Origin of the sequence: Acinetobacter sp. YH12140, assembly GCF_013418475.1 — a bacterium.
GTDB classification, from domain to species: Bacteria; Pseudomonadota; Gammaproteobacteria; order Pseudomonadales; family Moraxellaceae; genus Acinetobacter; species Acinetobacter amyesii.
In genome coordinates, this window is the sequence record NZ_VPBZ01000007.1 from 145,122 (window position 1) to 167,542 (window position 22,421).

The following is a 22,421-nucleotide window of genomic DNA, read 5'->3' on the forward strand; positions in this document are numbered from 1 at the left end:
TTTTATTTCTTGGATTTCTTTAAAATCCCAAACAGCAGCCTTAAAAATCAGAAGATGATTTATGGTTCTGGTCTGATTTCTGCTCCATCCAGCAAGCTATCGTAATCTACCTCGACCTTTCGCAAGATCTTTAACAGCTCCAGCTGCTGTTTGGCTTCGGCTTCATAGCCATTAAAGGCCAGCACTCGGGCATATTTAAGCAGGTCATACTGGGTTGGATAATTCAGCACAATCTCATGAATCTGCTGTAATTGCTCTGGGCTTTGCTGGCTATACGGATTCAGACGAATCCAGGCAATGCGGCGGTTAAACTCCTCGAGCAGATAAGTCTGATCCTGATTGGTGATTTTTTCCGGTGTCTTTTCATAACGCACCGATTGATTCAGCTTTGGCACCATCACTTCATAATCACGATAAATTAGCAGCAGAACTAAGCCTAAACCGAAACTAACCCGCATGAATATTGGCGATAACTGCACGCCAGCATTTGGACGTTGCGACTGCACAATCCCCAAAATAAAACCGGCGGGCAGTAGAAAATAGGCATAGTTCTGCGGGAATTCCAGCATGGCATGAATCAGGAAGGCACCCAGCATCAACAGGCCAATCACCGAAATGGTTGAATTCACCTGCCGATGTAATTGATAGCCCCAATAGGCCAGATAAGCCAACAAAGGCAAGCCAATCAGCAGACCATTCCAGAGTAGTAGATCGAGCACCACATTGTGAGCACTACGAATCCATACTGGCCCCTGGAAAAATTCGCTAATCGTGGTGTAAGCAACACTGGTCTGATGCCAGCCATAACCAAACCAGGGCTGATGGGCAATGGCATGCAGCATTTGCTCCCAGATTGCCAGCCGTGACATATCACCGGTAGCGCGCTGTACCACATCACGAGACTGTACCGCTATATCTGCGCTTTGAGGGAGTAGCTGACTTACGGAAGGAGTAATAAAGATCAAACCAACAAAAGTGGCAAACCAGAGCTTGCTATAGCACCATTTCAGGCGGATATAGCCTTGGTACTGCTGATAACCGAGATAGGCCAAAATACACAGCGAGGCGACCCAAGAGGTACGCGATTGACTCAGCACCACCCCGCTTAAGATCACCAAACCAGCTGTAACCAAAAGTGCTGTTTTCAGTTTCTGCTTTTCATATAGATATAAACAGGCCATTAAGGACATGACCAGAAAGGTCACCATATTGTTCGGCTGGGCAAAGTTGGCATAAGGACGCTGGCCGGTACGAATATCCACCATAAACGGTAAATACTGGTCGATGGTGAGCCATTGGCAAATGGCCCTAAGACCAGTTAGGGTGCCAACGCCTAAAAAGACAAAACTGAAACCTGTAAATATTTTTTCTCGCTGCGCAGCATCTAGGGTCAGGTTATAGCCCAGTACAATCGCCAACCAAAAGCCAAAGATATACAGGCTGCTAAATAGCGCTTTATCAAAAAAGAACAGCAAATCACAGGCCCATTGGATAAATGGGACAGCGGTTAAGGCCAGTAAAGGCAGGCTGATTTTTGGGATAAGTAGTTTTTCTTTTAAGAAAATGGCAGCCAAAGCGAACAATGCAAAGAAGGCATATAGCTCACCGGTATAGGTGACCCAAGGACGGTAATGGATAGGAAGCAGCCAGGCGAGGGAGATAAAGATACTGGCTAGAAGCAAGAGGAAAAATTTCATGCTGCAACAGTTGAGAAAAAGATGAGCTATGATATTCAAAAAACAGATTAAAAGGTAATCTGCTTTTTGAATATTATTCTCGCCACGGTCTTAAATCCACTGCTTGAATAACTTTGTACTCTGAATCGAGTAACACCGTTAAGCCAACACCTGTCGCTCTTAGTGGCATCCAATATTTTGCTGTCGGATAATCTTTTAAAACGTTTTGAATATCAGTTTCTGTATTAAATTGCTGTAAAGATGCTAAGGTTTGGGCATGTTGTTTTAAACGTTGATCTGCATAACTTAAGTCATTATAAGTTGTTGGCATCAATTGTGGCGCAGCAAATAGATTATTTGGATTCTTTGCATCATCAACTGCTACCCATTTTGGCTGTAGCCAACTATTATGTTGATATGCTGGGTCTGCTTGTTTCTGATCTTTAGTATCCACAACATTTGCAGGTACAATCTCAAACAACCAACCTGCTTGCACAATCCATGCAGGTCTTGATTGTGCAATTGCATATATGCCATAACCCATGGCTACAACTTGAATGAGCACAATAATACTCAAGTCCATTTTTAGGTTTTTTTTACCTTCTTTATAAACCAATAAGCTTAATAATGGGCCAAGAATTACATCAATAACAAGTAGCATTAAAAAAATAGTCGTTACGCCCTCTGCCGAAGCCAAAGGTGCTGGATACCAAACCAAGAATACAAGTGTAAGTAATGCAACACCAACCAGTAATGAACAGGCTAAATGTACGAAAAAATATCGTATCCTCTTAGATAACTTCATAAATACTCCTCTGAAATTAAGGGTTTGATACTGTGAAATTTAGAATAAGGACATTATTTCCATCAAAAATTTCCTCTTTTTCACTTTGGTTTAAAATTGCTGGGGTATGATCCCCCACAACAATTACATCTACACCTCGCATTTGAGGTTGTTTCAAAACTTTTGCTAAATGAAAGAAAAATTGCGCTTGAAGTTTTAAATTACGACAACTTTCTAAATTGGGTTTTATATTAAATTTAATACAATCAAATTGATCTATTTTGATATCCCTTGAATCATAAATTGCATGACTATTTAAAGTTAACCAATAAAAAAACTGCGGTTTAGTTCTTGAAAACTGTTTAGGTATTTCTAGTATTAATTCTTCATCACATACACCAGGAAACGAATAGCACCGTGTTTTCCATAGCTTAGTTTCTTGAAATATAATATTGTCAAAACCTGCCCTAGGATACCAATATTTTCGATCATACATCAGCCCTAAAGCACCATGCATGGCCGTAGTTTCATACCCTAATTTTTTAAATTTATGTGGCAAGCATTGTTCAAAACCATTTTCTAATTTTTTTAGATTTAAGTTCTGTGCTTGTACTTTACATAGTTCACGTAATTCAGCATGAACAGTAGGTGCGACATAGGTCTGAGAATTAATTTTAAAGTTTCTTAATTCTGTATGGTTTATTAATGGAGCAATAATTTCTTTCAGCACTGATTTATTTTTTGGTACACCTAGTGATTCCACAATAATAACTAAGACATCATTTTTTGGCTGTGAATACCCAGCCAAATTTACTCTTAATTGCTCTGTGGCTTTAGGAGACTGCGAAAACGGTACTAAAGATTTTCTTTCATCCCTTAAGGATTGCTGAAAGCTATAAAACTGAAAATTAATAAACTCTAATGTTTGGCTTGATATAAAATTAATTTTTTTTAAAGGATATATGGTCAAATATATCGTTTGCGAAATATAAAAAAAACTCGTTAAAATAAATATACTTAAATAAGCCTGCTTATTTATTTTGATTTTTTCCTGCAATACGCAATGCAATATTGCATAACCTAAAAATCCAATACATGCGATCTGATAATAAATTGAAGAAATCCAAATAAATTTAGAAATATAGAGAATATCCTCCAAACGAAAAAATGGAAAAATTTGATGGATGCATAGCAAGACATCAGATATAAAAACTAAGCACCACAAAGCATGTGCCATTTTTTTGTAATGGAATAATATTAACCCTGCAACAAACAGATAATCTATATTTAAAATAGTTCTATCTAAATTGAAAATCAGACAGAACATATAAATTAAAAAGTTTGTCAGAAAAATTAACAGTAATGTTTTCAATATTTTCATTTCCATAAAAAAAGCCCTCATAAAGAGAGCTTTTTTTATTTAGCAATTAGCTAGAAGCTGTACAGCCATTTGGACGGAATTTAGATGGAACAGTTGTAGTACAAGTCCAAGTACCTTCAGCTGAACGAGTCCAAATTAGCTCATTAGTACCAGCAGTAGAAATAGTTGCAGCAGCACCACTACCAAAAGTACCAGTAATAGTTGCAACACCGGCATCGAACTCTACTTCAGGATAACCATTTTGACCAGTTACTGCAGCTACAGCTGGAGTTTGACCAGCACCTACTAGAAGTGTAGAAGCTGTTGCGCCAAGTTCACAGTCATCCGCAGCTACTGTACCAGTAGCAGCAATGTTTGTAATAAAGGCAGCCGTACGGCCTTCATTTACACAGTTTTCAACAACAGTTTTTAAACCACCAGTTTCAGACATTACACGGCTAACTTGTGACTTAGCAATATAGTTTTGGTATTGCGGAATCGCAATTGCAGCCAAAATACCAATGATCGCAACAACGATCATTAATTCAATAAGGGTAAAACCTTTTTGAGCGTTCATAACATTCTCCACAAATGTTTTTTAATTTAATTATTTAATAAAGCTATGTAGCTTGTTTTATAAATAGCACAGAGCGTGCCAAGATTTATTATAGTGAAAATGACAGAAAAAACAGCACTTTAAAAAAATATTTTTATTTTTTGTAATCATTACGTCTCTTTTTGTGTTTAAAAGTGACGATTTGTGTCACTTTATCACCGTTTTTTAGCGCAAAATAATGGGCTCATTTGCAATTTCATTCGTTCTATCTACTGACTTCCCTGCATAAAAGTGATCCATCACTTCACCAATCTCTTTTACACCTGCCGTCAAAGCTGTTCGGTATTGTTTATTTTGCATGTTTTGGATAATTCGCGCGCAAATAGCCTGCCACACTTGGGCATTGGTTGCCTGTCTCATCCCACGATCAATGACAATTTCCACCTGACGTTCACATAAGTTTAAATAAAGCAAAACACCACTATTAAATTCTGTATCCCACACACCCAGTTCCGCAAAGAGCTGTTCAGCACGTGCGCGGGTATTTTGATAATAAGCTTGGTTTGACGGAATATGCCCTTCAATCACCACTTGTATTTCACCCACATGGCCATGTTCAGCTTCTGTCACCGCTTGTGCAATAGCCTGCTGATCTTGCTTATTAAAAAAACGGTTTGCTGCAGGCATATAAAAGAAGTGCTTCAACCAGCGTTTAAAACTTGGTTGCTGTATTTCCTGTGTTTTAGGACAGGTGACAATTTCTGTTGTTTCTGTTTTCGTTACCATGAACCTGATGCTCCCCCACCGCCAAAGCCACCACCGCCTCCGCTATAGCCTCCGCCACCAAAGCCACCACCTCCGCTACGGCCTCCACCGCCCCCACCACCGGCAAGGAACATTTGAAAAATGGTTTGAGCAATCGCAGTGATCAGTAAAAAGAAAATTGCTCCACCCATCAACAAACTGGTGAGTAGACCTGCACCATTGACCAAACCCGCAACGATACCCGCAACAGCAGCAGTTGAGGCACTTAAGCGCTTACCCACTATAAAAGACGCAAATATACCAATCACCAAAATGATGAGAACCGTTGTAAACGTTTTCTCTTTGGCTTGTTGCTCGTGTAAGGCTTGTTCCTGACGTTCTTTTAGCTCTTGGGCTGCTTGAGCTGCAACTTCAGGGTCTTGATTTAAAATATTGGTTATTTCTGTTAAGCCAGCATCAATGCCTTGAGCATACTGAGCTTGCTTAAAATACGGTGTGATTTGATTTCGAATAATGCGACTCACGATGATATCGGGCATGATTCCTTCCAGCCCATAACCCGTCAGGATTTGAATTCTGTGATCATTCACAGCAATCGCCATCAATATCCCATTGTCACGTTTTGCTGAACCGAGTTGCCATTTTTCTGCAACACGCATGGCGTAATCAAAAATATCTTCTTGACCTGTGGTTGGCACAATCACGACGCCAATTTGTGCCTTGCCTTGTTCGTGTAACTGTAAAATTTTCTGGCTAATGGCTTGCTTTTCAGCAGCAGAAAGTAAGTTTGCCTCATCAACTACAGGTTCATTGAGCGTCGGCAAGCCACGAATCGACTCGCCATCTGCCATATCATTGGCGATATTCGGCTGCTGAATTTTGATTTCAGGCTGTGTTGTTGTTTCTTTTTGCGTAGCTGACTGCTGATCTTTTAATATTTTACCGACAACAACAGTTTCAGCATCTACATCTGTAGCGGTGGCAGTTTCTGCATGTGTGAAACCCACCACACACAATAAGCATGCTAAAACCATGCGCTGCAACCACAACAAACCTGTATGTTTTAGCTCAAAATCCACCATCAGCCCACCTCACAATGCAGTGACGCCAATTAATTAAAATCAACTTTCGGTGCAGTTTGTGCACTTTGCTCTGCGCTAAAGTTAGGCTTTGTATCCATACCAATGACTTTAGCCGTCATCACTTGCGGGAACTGGCGTGCATAGCCGTTAAAGTCTTGTACCGTAGTAATGTAGCGATTACGTGCGACAGCGATCCGGTTTTCAGTGCCTTCTAACTGAACTTGTAAATCACGGAATTGCTCATTGGCCTTTAAGTCTGGATAATTTTCCGAGACTGCAATTAAACGTGAAAGTGCGCTGGTCATCTGCGCTTGAGCTTCTTGATATTTTTGGAACAGTGCTGGATCTTCCAAAACTTCCTTATCCACTTTTAAGCCCGCAACATTGGCACGTGCTTGAGTCACTTCGGTCAGTACTTGTTCCTCATGTTTCGCGTAACCTTTAACCACATTGACAAGGTTAGGTACCAAATCTGCACGGCGTTGATATTGGTTTTGCACCTCAGACCATGCTGCTGTAACGGCCTCGTCTTTGACTTGTAATGTGTTATAGCCACAACCACTCAGGGTCAACGTACTGACTAATGCGATTGCGAGCATGCTTTTTTTCATTGAATTCATAACCCTTAACCTCAAGTATTTATTTGTAATTGTTTAAATAAATTCATTCTAACCTTATTTTTCGAATGAATTATGTATTTTCTTTGTGATTAAACTGATCTACTCGAAAAATATTTAACATAAAAAAAGCCCACGACTCGGGCTTTTTTAACATTTTGAATTAACTATACAATTGCGGTGTAATTTCAGTCTGAAAACTTTCCATTTGATATTCATCAGCAAGGCGTTCTTTCCAATATTTCACGATCTGACTGTAATCAATTTCGCTCGGATGGAATTCTGCTTTGTAATATGACAAATATTCTGGCGTCAATTGAATAAACATTTTTGCCAATAAATACGCCCCGAATATATTTCCACCAACCTTCGGCAAACTTTTTTTCTTATCCTGCATAAATAGCTTCGTTGCAGAATAAAACGTAAGACTTGCAAAACCCGTGGTCACACTGCGCATAATCATGCGGCGTATTTTGTCATCACCATACACATGTTGATATACATCAAATGCCACTGCGCGATGCTCAATTTCTTCAATCGCATGCCAAACCCAAAGTTTCACTGCATCATCATCTAAAGTACTCAGTACTTCAGGATGTCTTAAAATATAGCCACCAAGCAAAGCGGTAAAATGTTCAAATGCACAGGTGATTGCAAGTTGAATCTTTGGATGTAAGTTTTTTACATAACTGTCTTTACGTGCCAACCATGCCTGGAAACGATCTAAATTATAGGTTTCACTGCGCCAAGCATCGTTAAATTCAGCATGGGCTTTGGAATGCATCGCTTCTTGCCCAATGAATGCTGCGATCTCAGCTTGTAATTTTTCATCACTGACTTTATCGCGTACATTACGCACGCTATGCACAAAGAATTGCTCACCAATGGGAAAGGTCGATGACAATGCCGTCAACAAATGCGACATCACCGGTGAGTTGGCAAAATAATGCCGGCGAATCGCTTTAGGATTGAATTGTGCTCGACGTACCGTAATGCCAATGGCTTTAGGACGATTTAGATATGTTTTTTGTGTCGTCACTTGCGTCATGGTCGCTTCCTAAAATTTAGATCATGATCGCAGTATGTAATTCCTAAGCTCTTTCACACATGGCAAAATGTGCTAGCACACTTGCATAATTCACCATTCTAAAGCGCTGTCTGACAACTTTTCAGCGTATTTATCTGCAAAATCCATTTACTTGTCATTTGAGGTAAATTCCAAAAAATAAAAACCCGCCGAAGCGAGTTTTTTGAATAAATCCAATGCAATCACTGGCATGTCATGACTTAAACATCTAAGTAGTCAAGAATACCTTCTGCAGCTTGGCGACCTTCCCAGATTGCGGTTACCACAAGGTCAGATCCACGGACCATATCACCGCCGGCAAAAATTTTCGGATTCGATGTTTGAAACTTAAATTCTTGCTGTTCAGCAGCAATGACGCGACCTGAACCATCCATACTAATGTTTGATGTAGTAAACCAATCTGCAGGGCTGGTACGGAAACCGAAGGCAAGCAATACTGCATCTGCTGGTAAAATTTCTTCTGAACCCGGAACTGGTTCAGGGCTACGACGACCGCGACTATCAGGTGCACCTAGCTGTGTAGTCACAACTTTAACACCCGTCACTTTGCCATTTTCACCTACAATTTCAATCGGCTGACGATTAAATTGGAAATCCACGCCTTCTTCACGCGCATTTTTCACTTCACGACGTGAACCCGGCATGTTTTCTTCATCACGACGGTAGGCACAGACAACGGATTCGGCACCTTGACGGATCGAGGTACGGTTACAGTCCATCGCGGTATCCCCACCACCCAGAACAATCACTTTTTTACCTTCCATGCTGATGTATTCAGATGGATCTTTTTCCCAACCTTGCGTACGGTTCACATTGGCAATCAAGAAATCCAGTGCATCATGCACACCAACAAGGTCTTCACCCGCGAAACCGCCCTTCATGTAGGTATAAGTTCCCATACCCATGAATACAGCGTCGTAATCAGCCAATAGCTGATCAATGGTCACATCTGTACCAATTTCAGTATTGAGACGGAATTCAACGCCCATGCCAGAGAAAATCTCACGGCGACGTTTCATTACGTCTTTTTCCATTTTGAATTCTGGAATACCGAAAGTCAGCAAACCACCAATTTCAGGGCGTTTGTCAAATACAACTGGTTTCACACCATTACGTACAAGAATATCGGCACAGCCAAGGCCAGCAGGGCCTGCACCAATAATCGCAACTTTTTTGTCTGTCCACTTAACGTGTGACATATCTGGACGCCAGCCCAATGCAAAGGCTGTATCGTTAATGTATTTTTCAGCATTACCAATGGTGACTGCACCAAAGCCGTCATTTAGCGTACACGCGCCTTCACATAAACGGTCTTGTGGGCACACACGACCACAAACTTCAGGCAAGGTGTTGGTTTGATGACACAATTCTGCCGCTTGGAAAATGCGACCTTCTGCAATTAGTTTTAACCAGTTTGGAATGTAGTTATGTACTGGACATTTCCATTCACAATACGGGTTACCGCAACCTAAGCAGCGGTGCGTTTGGTTTTTTGCAACTTCAGCTGTAAACGGTTTATAGATTTCCACAAATTCTGCTTTGCGGACAACTAGATCTTTTTTCTCTGGATCTTGGCGTGCTACATCCAGGAACTGAAAGTCATTATTTAGGCGCTCTGCCATGTCTCTCTCCGTGGGTAGGTGTAAGCATGTTTGGACTTACACCTGCCTATCAAATCTGCAGTAGTGGAATTATTGTGGATCAGCTTGAGTTGTTTTCAACAAAGTCTGCAAATTAGCAGCTTTTGGTTTCACAAGCCAGAATTTGCGGCTATAGAAGTCAAACTCGTTGCGGATCTTATACGCCCAAGCACTACCTGTTTCTTTAATATGTTCATCTAAGATACGGCACAAGAACTCTTTATGTTCTTCCATCGACTCTGTAGAGATACGGTTCAATTCAATCAGTTCGTGGTTGTAATGGTCTACAAAGTCATTATCAAGGTCGAGCACGTAAGCGAAACCGCCTGTCATACCCGCACCAAAGTTATGACCCACTTTACCCAATACAGTCACGATACCACCTGTCATGTATTCACAGCAGTGGTCGCCTGCACCTTCAATCACGGCAAACGCACCTGAGTTACGTACAGCAAAACGCTCGCCTGCTGTACCTGCAGCAAACAATTTACCGCCTGTTGCACCATACAAACAGGTGTTACCAATAATCGCAGTATTTTGCGTTTGGAACGGTGAACCTTTCGGTGGGAAGATCGAGATACGACCACCAGCCATACCTTTACCCACGTAGTCATTCGCATCGCCTTCTAGGCTGATGTGTAAACCACCGGCGTTCCAAACACCCAATGACTGACCTGCAGTCCCTGTTAATTTAACTTTAACAGGGTGCGCTTCCATACTGAGGTTGCCATAACGTTTTGCAATCTCACCCGAAATACGCGCGCCAATTGAACGGTCACAGTTACCGATAGTGAAGCTATATTCACCGCCTGTGCCTGCTTCAATCGCTGGCAGCATTTCAGCTACCATTTTCTCAGCCAATAAGCCTTTATCGAATGGTGCATTGCCTTGTACTTCACAGTACTGAGCTTTACCTTCAGCCGCAGGATGCGATTGGAGCAATGCGCTCAAATCAAGGTGTGCATGTTTTTCAGTTTCACCCGGAAGCATTTCCAGTAAATCTGTACGACCAATCAAATCTTTCAGACTTGAAACGCCTAGCGCTGCTAACCATTCACGTGTTTCTTCCGCAATAAAGTGGAAGAAGTTGATCAGCATTTCAGGCTCACCGATATAGTGTTCCTGACGTAAATGGTCTTGCTGAGTTGCAACACCGGTCGCACAGTTGTTTAAATGGCAAATACGCAGGTATTTACAACCCAATGCGATCATCGGTGTAGAACCAAAACCGAAACTTTCAGCCCCAAGAATCGCTGCTTTCACAACGTCTAGACCTGTTTTCAAGCCACCATCAGTTTGTACACGGACTTTGCCACGCAGATCGTTCACACGTAGCGCCTGATGCGCCTCAGATAGACCAAGCTCCCATGGAGAACCTGCATGGTGAATTGAAGAAAGTGGAGAAGCCGCTGTACCGCCGTCATAACCAGAAATGGTAATGAAGTCTGCGTATGCTTTTGCTACACCTGCCGCAATCGTACCGACACCCGGCTCAGAAACCAGCTTAACGGACACCATCGCCTGTGGGTTAACCTGTTTTAAATCGAAAATTAACTGTGATAAATCTTCGATTGAGTAGATGTCGTGATGCGGTGGCGGAGAAATTAATGTCACACCCGGTACTGAGTAACGTAAACGTGCAATTAAGCCATTCACTTTACCGCCCGGCAACTGACCACCTTCACCTGGTTTTGCACCTTGAGCCACTTTAATTTGAAGGACTTCTGCAGAAGTTAGATATGCAGGGGTCACACCAAAACGGCCAGATGCAATTTGTTTGATTTTCGAGTTACGGATTGTGCCATAACGCGCTGGATCTTCGCCGCCCTCACCCGAGTTCGAACGACCACCAATAGTGTTCATTGCAATTGCAATAGCTTCGTGTGCTTCAGGTGACAAAGCACCTAAAGACATCCCTGCCGAGTCAAAACGTGGCAGAATTTCTTCTACGGATTCAACTTGATCGAGTGCAATCGATTGATCTGTTTTCAGCTTGAATAAGTCACGAATCGTCGCGATTGGACGGTTATTCACTAGTTCTGCGTATTCTTTAAAGTCCGCATAATTACCAGAACGCACAGATTTATGCAGCGCATTGATCACGTCTGGGTTAAATGCGTGATATTCCTTACCGAATACAAATTTCAGCATACCGCCTTGATCGATTGGCTTACGTGATTTCCATGCCAAATCTGCCAATTTTTTCAAGTCATTTTCTAGATCAGAGAATGTTGCGCCTTTAATACGGCTTGGTACGCCAGTAAAGCATTTTGCAACCACTTCATCAGAAAGGCCGACTGCTTCAAACAACTGACCGCCACGGTAAGAGGCAACAGTAGAAATACCCATCTTAGAAAGTACTTTCAATAAGCCTTTCTCAATACCTTTACGGAAGTTCGCTTGCGCATGGATTGGGTCACCCAACAACTCGCCTTTCGCGATTAAGTCATTGATCACGTCATAAGCTAGGTACGGATAAATCGCTGTCGCACCGAAACCAAGAATCACCGCAAACTGGTGTGCATCACGTGCCAAACCAGTTTCGACAATAATGTTGGCATCAGTACGAAGACCCACATTGATTAAATAGTGGTGAACCGCGCCAGTTGCCATTAAGGCATTGGCAGGTAAGAAACCTTGACGGATTTTCTTATCAGACAATACAAGTAATGTTTTTCCATCGCGAATCGCTTGTGCTGATTCTTCACAAATACGCGCGATAGCAGCTTCTAAGCCTTCATCTTCTGCATAGTTCAGGTCGATGTCTGCAATTTCGTAACCTTTACGGCCAAGGGTACGGATTTGATGCATTTTCGAATTTGACAATACTGGGCTTGAAATGATCAGACGATCTGCATGCTCTGGACCTTGTTCAAATACATTTTGTTCACGGCCGAGGCATGTCTCTAACGACATTACGATCGATTCACGTAATGGATCGATTGGCGGATTCGTAACCTGAGCGAACTGCTGACGGAAGTAGTCAGACACATGGCGGACTTGACGAGACAATACTGCCATTGGCGTATCATCACCCATTGAGCCCACGGCTTCCTGACCACTTTCAGCGATTGGACGAAGCAATTGGTCACGTTCTTCAAATGTCACCATGAACATTTTTTGTGAAGCTTTCAGGTCATCGCCTTTTAAGCCTTGGTCACATAAATATTCTTCGAGCTCTGGACTGCCTTGCACACGTACTGAGTTTTCACGTAACCACTGACGGTACGGACGCATACGTTTGAGGTGATTACTCACATCTTGAGTATCGAGCATTTTGCCGGTAAAGGTATCAATCACCAAGATTTGACCCGGACCGACACGACCTTTAGACACAACGTCTTCAGGTTCATAACCCCAAACACCAATTTCTGATGCCAAGGTGATGTAACCATTTTTGGTAATCACCCAACGTGCTGGACGTAAACCATTACGGTCAAGCATACAAATCGCATGACGACCATCTTGAATTACCAGACCTGCTGGACCATCCCATGCTTCCATATGCTTCGAGTTGAATTCGTAGAATGCACGTAAGTCCGCATCTAAAGTTTCAACGTTTTGCCAAGCAGGTGGAACCAACATGCGTAGCGCACGGAACAAGTCCATACCACCACCGACAAGGATTTCCAGCATATTATCTAAGCTTGAAGAATCCGAACCTGTACGGTTTACGATTGGATTCAGCTCAGTTAAACCCGGCAGCAATGGGTTTTCAAATTTTGGTGTACGTGCCATCGCCCAGTTACGGTTGGCGGTAATGGTATTGATCTCACCATTGTGTGCTAAGTAACGGAACGGCTGAGCCAATGGCCAACGAGGCAAGGTATTAGTTGAGAAACGCTGATGGAACACAACAATGTGTGACTTTAAACGCTCATCAGCAAGATCGGTATAGAAATCAGCAATGGCTGCTGGCATCATCAAACCTTTATAGCTGATCACAGTTGAGCATAAAGTGGTTACATAGAAGTATGGGTCAGCAGTCAGCTGTTGTTCTGCACGACGACGTGCCATCACCAACTTACGGTTGAATTCAACCTCTGAAACACCCATTGGGCAATTCACGATAATTTGTTCAAATGCAGGCAATGACTGCATCGCGATTGAACCCAATGCATCGTTATTGGTTGGCACAACACGCCAAGCGATGACTTTACAACCTTCGTCTTCGATTTCTTTGGTTAAAATTTGTTTTGCATGTGCGGCTAATGCAGGGTCTAGGTTTAGAAATACCGTACCCACAGCAAAGATTTCACTCAATGTAATGTCACTGAGTTTTTTCGCTTCTTCACGGAAAAATTCTTTGGGCATAGCAAGGAGTAGACCGCAGCCGTCACCGGTTTTACCATCTGCGGCAATACCACCACGGTGGGTCATACAACTTAAACTATGCATTGCGGTTTTGACGAGATCATGGCTTGCATCACCCTGCATATGGGCGATTAAACCGAAACCACAGTTATCTTTAAACTCATCCGGTTGGTATAAACCTTGAGCGGGAGCTACAGTATTAGGCGATGGCATGTGCATAGCGTACCCTTCTTTTCTTTACAGCTCTTTCGAGCACTTAACAAACTAATTTCTTGTTGCGATTCGTCTTAACTTACTCACATGAATTGTTCTGTCGAGCAAAATTATTTCTTATTCACACCCTTAAGATAAACCGAATTCACCTTAGATGCATGAATAAAAGTCAAATTTTCTGCTTTTGCAGTTCAGATCAGGGATAACGACTGGATTAATGACTTCGCACTTTTATCGAATCATTTTCGCGCCAAAACAGGGAGAAAAGTTCAATTTACGCACCAATTAAGCAATTTACATGCCAACTTGATGCGTTTTCTCCTAAGATGGCTGATTACAAACATTTTTTGGTTATAACAAATAATTTAAATTGTTCTTTTATAATTTTATGCACTTTTTCTGTGCAGTTTAGACTTTCCCTAAGACATCTTGCGCTATTTTAGAACTAATTGAATGGATCGGTTACTTCTTGCTCTACCGGTGCAGGTTTTGGACGTGGTGCATCTACACTACTTTGTGATTTTTGCACATCAATCACATTCCCTTCAGAATCACGGCGAGTCACCGTAGTACTTGTTGTTGCATTAGCTGGAGTTGTTACTGTCGCTGCAGCCGCTGCTTTTCGTGCTGCGATTTGAGCTTCATCAATTTTCGGTAAAGGCACAGACTTTAATTTAACAGCATATAACTTTTGACTCGACGACATTTCTTCCGCGCCTAAGTCATTCACATATGCTTGATATTGTTTAAATTCCACAACCTTAGGTTTAATTGATGCAGGCAAAGCAATATTGAGGCTCGACATTGCAGTTTTCGCATCATTTTGAGACGAATATGGTCCTGTTAAAATGACGTATTGCTCAGGATGATCTTCACCAGAAAGACGTAGATAAATAAATTTGTGACGCTCAGGCTGCTTGCGTAAGAAGCTTTTTAAAATATCTTCTTCAGAAACCCTAAACAATTCAATACCATAAAGCTTGACAGAATCATTGATAAATTTAGTGCCGCGAAATTCTGGTTCATGTTGAGCCGTAGCAACCACACGGGTCGTCATATCAAGCGGACGCACTTCGTCATTTAATGCACCAAGATGGGACATTGCTGCCACTTTCTCTGGCTGAATTTGTAAATCGACTTCGGTTTCCGCTTGTTTTTCAACTTCAACCAATTCTTTGGTATCTGTAATCGCCCAAAAAACCAATGCAGCGAACAGACACACAGCTCCACCCACCAACCATGTGTAGTGATGAACTTTTTGCCATTGAGACTGCCGCGCTGCCATGATGTACCTACTCTGCCTGATTTGCCAAAATTGCCTGTTTCATTAATTCGACATCAAACTCTTTGGTGATGATGGCCTGACCTAATGATTTCAGTAAAATAAGTCGTAATTGCCCATTCAATACTTTTTTATCATGGGACATATACGCCAAAAATTCCTCTAGCGGAATTTTAGGACAAACTATCGGTAATTGTGCACGTAAAATGATTTTTTTTGTACGCTCTAAATCTTCAACTGTGATCCAGCCCATACGATGGGACAAATCTGCAGCCATCACCATCCCTGTTGCAACGGCTTCGCCATGTAACCATTCACCATACCCCAAGTACGATTCAATCGCATGGCCAAAGGTATGACCCAAGTTTAATAACGCACGCTCACCTTGTTCTTTTTCATCATTGGCCACAATACGCGCTTTATGGGCACATGAACGATAAACCGCTTCAGCCAACAAAGTTGCATCACCTGCAACTAAAGCATCCATATGCTGTTCAAGCCAAGTTAAGAATTCAACATCACCCAACAACGCATATTTGATCACTTCAGCCAAACCTGCAGAAAGTTCACGCGCTGGCAAAGTTTTTAATTGCGCCATATCCGCAAGGACCACTTGGGGTTGCTGAAAGGCACCAATCATGTTTTTACCTAGTGGATGGTTAATCCCTGTTTTGCCACCAACACTTGAATCCACTTGAGAAAGTAAAGTCGTCGGCACTTGAATAAAATATACACCACGTTGATAGCATGCAGAGGCAAAACCGGTCATATCTCCAATAACACCACCACCTAATGCCAAAACCGTACAATCGCGGTTAAAGCCTGCTTCAAGCAAGGCATCAAAAATTAAATTCAAATGGTCTAAATTTTTATACTTTTCACCATCAGGCAAAATACATGTCGCAACAGTTTTCCCTAATGCCTCAATTGCTTCTACATAATGTTTTAAATAGAGCGGTGCAACTGTGGTATTAGAGACAATCATCACTTGTTTACCCTGAACATAAGGCTCAAGTAAAGTTTGTGGATTAAGGTCACTCCCAATAAAAATAGGGTAGCGACGATCACCGAGTTCAACATGTAAGGTTTGCATGAATTTAACCTTTTCTAACGAGATATATTTTGTGAAACAATTAAATTAAAAATTTTTTGCGCAAGATCTCTCGCAGCACCTTGATTGGTTTCAATAATATAGTGCGCGACTTCACGATAAAGAGGATCACGGGCAGCCAATAAATCTCGTAGCTTTTGCTCTGGATTTTCCACTTGAAGAAGTGGGCGATTTTTGTCGCGGTAGGTTCGTTGTAACTGAATTTCCACCGGAGTATATAGATAAACAACAATACCACGTTGTTTTAAAAATTCACGATTTGGGGGCTGAGTCACAGCACCACCGCCAGTCGCCAAGACCAGTTGTTTCTTTGCAGTTAACTCATCAATGACATTCGTTTCACGACTTCTAAAGCCTTTTTCCCCTTCCTTTTCAAAAATCCAAGGAATAGTCGCACCTGTTTTACGTTCAATTTCATGATCACTGTCTAGAAATTCACGTCCTAACAATTCTGCTAAATGTCGCCCTACGGTTGTTTTTCCTGCCCCCATCGGCCCTACCAAATAGATATTTGGTAGGGTTTCAAACTCTTTGCTTGGCAAGGAGTCACCTATTTCTTTTGTTAAATTGAAAATATATTAATGATTTCTGGTAACACTGTCATTAACAATTCGCGGAGTAACAAAAATCAGTAACTCATTTTTTGCATCGCTTTTCAAATCTTTACGGAATAAGCGACCTACATAAGGAATATCACCTAAGAACGGTACTTTAATTTGCTTACTTTGTGTTTCCTGATTAAAAATACCGCCGAGCACAACAGTTTCACCATTGTTGACTAAGACATCGGTATTAATTTCATTTTTATTCAGGATAATTTCACCATTTTGTGCATATCCTGCTGGTGAGTCGCTCTTGATATTCAGCTTCATTTGCACTTTACCATCTGGAGTAATGCTAGGCGTGACATCCAAACTTAATAAAGCTTCTTTAAACTCGGTAGAAGAAGTTGCATTTGAACCTGTACCCGTTGTGGTTTGATACGGAATTTCTTGACCTGATGCAACTTTGGCAGGTTGTTTATCCGCTGTCAGTACCTTAGGTGTAGAAATGACTTCACCATAACCATCCGCTTGTAAAGCAGAAAGCTCTAAATCCAACATAAAATCAGAAAGACTAATTAAGCCGAACGCAATTCGACTGGCACCTGCAGTAGTCACACCTAAGTCCACGTTTAAGTTACTTGGACGTTGAATCGTATATTTACCATCATCATCCGGTGTTTTTAAGTCCCAAAGCGTAGTATCACTACCACCCACCAATAAATGGTCATTTTGGTTAATCCCTTGAGACAAGAGACCCCATTTCACACCCATTTCTTTGGTAAAGTCGGTAGAAGCTTTTACAATACGTGCTTCGACCATGACCTGCTTGACTGATACATCAAGCAAATCCACCATCTTACGAATCTGATCAATGTTTTGCGCGGTATCATTAATAATCAGTGTATTTGTACGCGTATCTGCAGAAATCGTTCCGCGTGGACTTAACAAATTACCCCGATCATCATCAGCATTATTACTATTATTTGACGAACCGCTATTACCCGCAGTTTTAGACTGCGTAATCAGCTTCTCTATCTCAGCAGCTTTTGCATAGCTTAACGTTAAATATTCAGTCTGTAATGGTGCCAACTTCATACTTTGACGTAAGGCTTTTGCTTCTTCTTCTTCCGCTTTAATCAACTCAGACACAGGCGCAATCCAAATCACATTACCATTACGACGTTTGTCCAAATTCTTGGTTTTCAATACGATATCTAGTGCTTGATCCCAAGGCACATCTTTTAAGCGAAGTGTAATATTTCCTTGAACCGTATCAGCAGCAACCATATTGATTTCAGTGAAATCAGCCAAAAGTTGCAGCACACGACGTACTTCAATATCTTGGAAGTCTAATGAAATCTTCTTACCGGTATAATGATTGGCAGCTTTAGGACGTAATGGATTCTTATCTTCCGGACGTTTCAAACTTACCGTTAATTTATTATCAGTTTGGTACGCCATATATTCATAGCTGCCCGTCGACTGAATGGTAATCACACCATTACCGCCATCATTATGTGCATCTACCGTTGCAACAGGTGTTGCAAAATCATTGACATTTAAACGGCGAGTCAAATGTGCAGGTACTTTATTGCCTAAAGTACGGATCACCACTTTACTGCCTTGCTGTTGAACATCAACGGGAGTATTTCCACCGAGTAAATCAACAACAACTTGACCTTCACCATTAGAACCACGGTGGAAACCAATATTTGAGATGCCCTGTTGCTGACGTTGTGCTACAGGCTGTACATAATTTGCAGCTTGTGCAGAGTTGATTTTTAAAATAAAGGTATTACCTTCAACACGCGTGGTAAAAGCGCCAGCATTGGCTAAATTCACAGTTAAGCGCGCACGTTGTGCATCCGAACTCACATCCACAGTGCTCGCTTCAGCCGTTGCAACAGGAATTGAACTTTGTTTTAAATTTTGTTGTGCTTTATCAAAGTCTAAAACCAATCGTGATGGTTGATCGAGTTGATAAGCTTGTGGTTGCGGCGGCAAGCCATTAAACATCACGCGAATTTCAGTCCCTTGACCTGGAATTTGCATTGGTACCACATTGGTTACACTCACCTGAGCATTGGCAACTTGCATCATCGCCATTGCAACAGCCCCCATCGAAAACTGACGAAACACATGATTCATTGTATTGCCATCCCCAAAAATAAAATCTTGTACACTATTCTTCATTTTTATTCCTTTAAGCTTAAGGTGCTGGTCCAATTAATATGAGACTTCTAGGACGCTCTACATATCCTTCTCGCCCATCCGGAATAATCTCAATCAAATCAATTTGAGTCGGGGTAATATTTACCACTCGACCATGATTGAGCCCCATATAACTTCCACGTTGAATACGCTCAACTTCACCATCAGGTGTCTGAATCAAGGCTAATATTTGCCCAGATTGGTTACGCATACTACCCTTCATATTCAGGGTTTCGAGTGCATAACTCTCCAAAGGTTGAGGCTGACGACTCAAGTTTGGATAAACACGCTTGCCTGCCATGATTTTAAGTTCTGCTGCCAAGGAACTTGGCAAGAACGGACTTTTTAAAGAATGCGCCGCATAATTAAAAGTTTCGACAGGTACAAAATCTGGCGCAGGTTCAATCGCTAGTGGCGCTTGATTGCGTATATTTGCCATCTCTTGATTGACTACATCGATACGTGATTCACAACCTGCTAAAAAGAAAACAGCAAGAGAAGCAAATGTAAACTTAGTTATTTTCATTACTTAGCCCCCTTACTTTTCTTTGAATTATTCATAGATTTATTTTTACTATTCTGAGTGCCTTTCCCATCGGTGCTATTTGCTTCAGTATTAGATGACTGCTCAGCATTCCCTTCATAACGATATGTTTTTGCAGAAATCACATAGTCAATTTTTGGAATATCTGAGTTCTTTTCTTTATTTTCAGTTGCTGTAATCGTTAAATTATGCAATGTCACAATCCGTGAAAGCCCTGCAATACCACTTACAAATGAACCAAAGGCATGGTAATCACCTGTTGCTTCAATACGAATTGGCTGTTCCGTAAAGAATTCTTGCTTCACTTCAGGCTCAAGACGAATAATTTTAAATTTCAATCCAGAATTCACGCCTGTTAAGTTGATATCTTCAACCAAACCTGGAATTTCAGTTTCTTTCGGCAATTGTTCTAACTGTTGATTAAAACGTGCTTCCATATCCTGCAACTGCAATTGATATTGTTGCAAATTACGTAGTTTTGAATCTTTTTCACGAAACTCATTTAACAAATTTTGTTCTTGTGCATTGGCACTTGAAATAGCTTCAATCTTGCCTTTAATCGCCAAGAAATAGCCCAAAATTGCCACAAGGATAATGATAAAAATCCAACATGTAATTTTGACTGAAATTGGCCAACTACCATAGTTATTCGGATCTAGCGTATTGAACTGCTGTACAAACTTATCAAAAGTCATTTTCTTTTTCGGAATGACCACAGCATCTTGATTCAATTGTTCAAATTCATCACGACTCATTTTGCAGCCTCCGGAGTTGGTGTTGCTGCAGTTTGTGCGTCAGATGTTTGCGCCGATGAAGCTAACTGTCCTGCATTTGCTGCTGGATCATTAATGGTCGGCTGCGCAATTTGCTCCAAATCAGCAGTCACAGTAAATGCACCATAAGATTCTTCTACGCGAGGAACCACTGACGTCGGCGCTTTGTCTTTTTTCTCTTCCGCCACGAGGAATGAGCTCATGAAGGCATTACGATACCAAGGTGATGCTTCCAAATTACGCAGTAGATCTGCAACAGTGTTTGGACTTTCCGCACGCCCTTCGATCATAAATTTGTCGCCATTACGTTCAAATTTTGTGATGTACATATTGGCAGGTGTCACACGAACCAATTCATCTACAAGATGTACAGCGATTGGACGTTGACCTTGTAAGCCTTGAATCAACTTCATTCGTTCAATAATGGCATTACGCTGTTCTTGTAAACCATCCAAAGACTTTAATTGAACATCTAAGTTTTGGTTATGACTGATAATCAATTGGTTCGCTTGTTCTTGATCTTTTAATTTGTGATCAAAGTACAACCATGTTAAACCAACTCCAATTACCCCAATTAAGAAAGCCCCAATACAAAGTGCAATAAATTCTTTTTTTCGTTTCTCTCTTAGCTCATCACGCCAAGGGAGCAAGTTAATTTTTGCCATTAATCAAAACTCCTCAATGCTAGACCGCATGCCACCATGAGTGATGAGGCATCATTTTCAATTTTTTTAATATCAATTTGAGGTGAAAAACCCATTTGTAAGAATGGATTGGCAATCGTGACGCGGTAACCCAATTTTTGTTGAAGTAATTTTGCAAGCCCCGGAATATTGGCATTCCCCCCTGCCAATAAAATATGGTCAATTTCGTTGAACTGTGAAGATGAGAAAAAGAACTGTAAAGAACGTGCTGCTTGTTGAACGACAGCTTCTAAGAAGGGTTCTAAGACTTCGATATCATAATCATCTGGCAAGGCACGTGTTTTTTTCGCACGACCTGCTTCTTCGAAAGACAATGCATAGCGATTTTGAATTTCCTGTGTCAACTGTTTGCCACCAAACACTTGCTCACGGGTATAAATCACTTTGTTATTCTGCATGACAGATAAGGTCGTCATACTATGACCAATATCTAAAATACCCACGGTATTCACACCCATTGGCAAAGTATCTGAGAAAACTTTAAATGCATTTTCAATTGCAAAGCTTTCTACATCACCAATTTTTGGTGTAAGACCAGCAAGCTGAATGACTTCCGCACGCGCTTCAACATTTTCAATACGCGTAGCGACAAGCAAAACATTGACACGATTTGGGTTGGACAGACGATCTGGCAAGACCTCAAAATCAAGGCTCGCTTCATCAAGTGGGAACGGAATATATTGCTCAGCATCATCACGAATCTGAATTTCACGTTCATCATCGTTCATATCTGCGTCCATTTCGATGATTTTTGTAATCACCATCGACGTTGGAACCGCCAAAGCTGCATTAGTGGTCTGCGTATTGGCCAAATTAATTGCGCGCTCTAAACAGTCACCGACAGCTTCCGGATTCAATATGTTCTTTTCAACAACACTTCCTTCTGGTAATGGCACCAAAGCATAGCTTTCTACCCAATACCGCCCACTCTTTACAGAAAGTTCCAAAACCTTAACAGAAGTCGAACTAATATCTACTCCTATTAACCCCTTATTTGGCTTACGATATAACCTGAGCACAATATAATTCCTATTATTTTTTTATCCCCAAAAAAATTAACCCACTAATTAGCATTGGTCTATAATTTTATACAGATACAATAACTCATCTAACAATCCGTATATCGAAAGGATATACTGACCACCAATTAGTTTGCC

Annotated in this window: 18 protein-coding genes; all 18 read right to left on the minus strand. The window is 41.4% G+C overall.

The window, feature by feature from the left end:
• Window positions 1-59: 59 nt before the first annotated feature.
• Window positions 60-1,697: a PglL family O-oligosaccharyltransferase gene (locus FTU75_RS11730; protein WP_180116016.1), complete on the minus strand. Its 1,638-nt coding sequence runs from the start codon at window positions 1,695-1,697 to the stop codon at window positions 60-62.
• 73 nt (window positions 1,698-1,770) lie between these two features.
• On the minus strand, window positions 1,771-2,481 hold the full coding sequence (tfpZ, locus tag FTU75_RS11735; protein WP_180116017.1) for a TfpX/TfpZ family type IV pilin accessory protein: 711 nt from the start codon (window positions 2,479-2,481) through the stop codon (window positions 1,771-1,773).
• Window positions 2,482-2,497: 16 nt separating this feature from the next.
• Complete coding sequence (locus tag FTU75_RS11740) at window positions 2,498-3,847, minus strand: sulfatase-like hydrolase/transferase (RefSeq protein WP_180116018.1); 1,350 nt, start codon at window positions 3,845-3,847, stop codon at window positions 2,498-2,500.
• Window positions 3,848-3,887: 40 nt separating this feature from the next.
• Window positions 3,888-4,397 (minus strand): pilin, encoded by a 510-nt coding sequence (locus tag FTU75_RS11745; protein WP_180116019.1) that lies wholly within the window; start codon window positions 4,395-4,397, stop codon window positions 3,888-3,890.
• 204 nt (window positions 4,398-4,601) lie between these two features.
• Entirely contained in the window at window positions 4,602-5,162 is a 561-nt protein-coding gene (locus FTU75_RS11750; RefSeq protein ID WP_180116020.1) for a TPM domain-containing protein, read from the minus strand.
• Window positions 5,156-6,175, minus strand: coding sequence for a YgcG family protein (locus FTU75_RS11755; RefSeq protein WP_257223773.1), 1,020 nt, complete (start codon window positions 6,173-6,175; stop codon window positions 5,156-5,158). The genes FTU75_RS11750 and FTU75_RS11755 overlap by 7 nt, the downstream gene beginning before the upstream one ends.
• Before the next feature lie 77 nt (window positions 6,176-6,252).
• On the minus strand, window positions 6,253-6,843 hold the full coding sequence (locus tag FTU75_RS11760; RefSeq protein ID WP_078189372.1) for a LemA family protein: 591 nt from the start codon (window positions 6,841-6,843) through the stop codon (window positions 6,253-6,255).
• Between the two features lie 160 nt (window positions 6,844-7,003).
• Window positions 7,004-7,888: a metal-dependent hydrolase gene (locus FTU75_RS11765; protein WP_180116022.1), complete on the minus strand. Its 885-nt coding sequence runs from the start codon at window positions 7,886-7,888 to the stop codon at window positions 7,004-7,006.
• 239 nt (window positions 7,889-8,127) lie between these two features.
• Window positions 8,128-9,549 carry an FAD-dependent oxidoreductase gene (locus FTU75_RS11770; protein WP_078189374.1) on the minus strand — a complete coding sequence of 474 codons (1,422 nt, stop codon included), beginning with the start codon at window positions 9,547-9,549 and terminating at the stop codon, window positions 8,128-8,130.
• A gap of 69 nt (window positions 9,550-9,618) precedes the next feature.
• Window positions 9,619-14,094: a glutamate synthase large subunit gene (gltB, locus tag FTU75_RS11775; protein ID WP_180024288.1), complete on the minus strand. Its 4,476-nt coding sequence runs from the start codon at window positions 14,092-14,094 to the stop codon at window positions 9,619-9,621.
• 445 nt (window positions 14,095-14,539) lie between these two features.
• Window positions 14,540-15,379 carry a hypothetical protein gene (locus tag FTU75_RS11780; RefSeq protein WP_180116023.1) on the minus strand — a complete coding sequence of 280 codons (840 nt, stop codon included), beginning with the start codon at window positions 15,377-15,379 and terminating at the stop codon, window positions 14,540-14,542.
• Window positions 15,380-15,386: 7 nt separating this feature from the next.
• Window positions 15,387-16,469 (minus strand): 3-dehydroquinate synthase, encoded by a 1,083-nt coding sequence (aroB, locus tag FTU75_RS11785; RefSeq protein ID WP_078192528.1) that lies wholly within the window; start codon window positions 16,467-16,469, stop codon window positions 15,387-15,389.
• Between the two features lie 14 nt (window positions 16,470-16,483).
• Entirely contained in the window at window positions 16,484-17,029 is a 546-nt protein-coding gene (gene aroK, locus FTU75_RS11790; RefSeq protein ID WP_078189378.1) for a shikimate kinase AroK, read from the minus strand.
• Window positions 17,030-17,065: 36 nt separating this feature from the next.
• Window positions 17,066-19,180, minus strand: coding sequence for a type IV pilus secretin PilQ (gene pilQ / locus FTU75_RS11795; protein ID WP_180116088.1), 2,115 nt, complete (start codon window positions 19,178-19,180; stop codon window positions 17,066-17,068).
• A 61-nt stretch (window positions 19,181-19,241) separates the two neighbouring features.
• Window positions 19,242-19,769, minus strand: coding sequence for a pilus assembly protein PilP (locus tag FTU75_RS11800; RefSeq protein ID WP_111884140.1), 528 nt, complete (start codon window positions 19,767-19,769; stop codon window positions 19,242-19,244).
• Window positions 19,769-20,542: a type 4a pilus biogenesis protein PilO gene (locus tag FTU75_RS11805; protein WP_180116024.1), complete on the minus strand. Its 774-nt coding sequence runs from the start codon at window positions 20,540-20,542 to the stop codon at window positions 19,769-19,771. The genes FTU75_RS11800 and FTU75_RS11805 overlap by 1 nt, the downstream gene beginning before the upstream one ends.
• Window positions 20,539-21,225, minus strand: coding sequence for a PilN domain-containing protein (locus FTU75_RS11810; RefSeq protein WP_180093087.1), 687 nt, complete (start codon window positions 21,223-21,225; stop codon window positions 20,539-20,541). The genes FTU75_RS11805 and FTU75_RS11810 overlap by 4 nt, the downstream gene beginning before the upstream one ends.
• Window positions 21,225-22,283, minus strand: a complete 1,059-nt coding sequence (locus tag FTU75_RS11815; protein ID WP_078192532.1) for a pilus assembly protein PilM — start codon at window positions 22,281-22,283, stop codon at window positions 21,225-21,227. Before FTU75_RS11815 ends, FTU75_RS11810 begins: the two co-directional genes overlap by 1 nt.
• Window positions 22,284-22,421 lie beyond the last annotated feature (138 nt).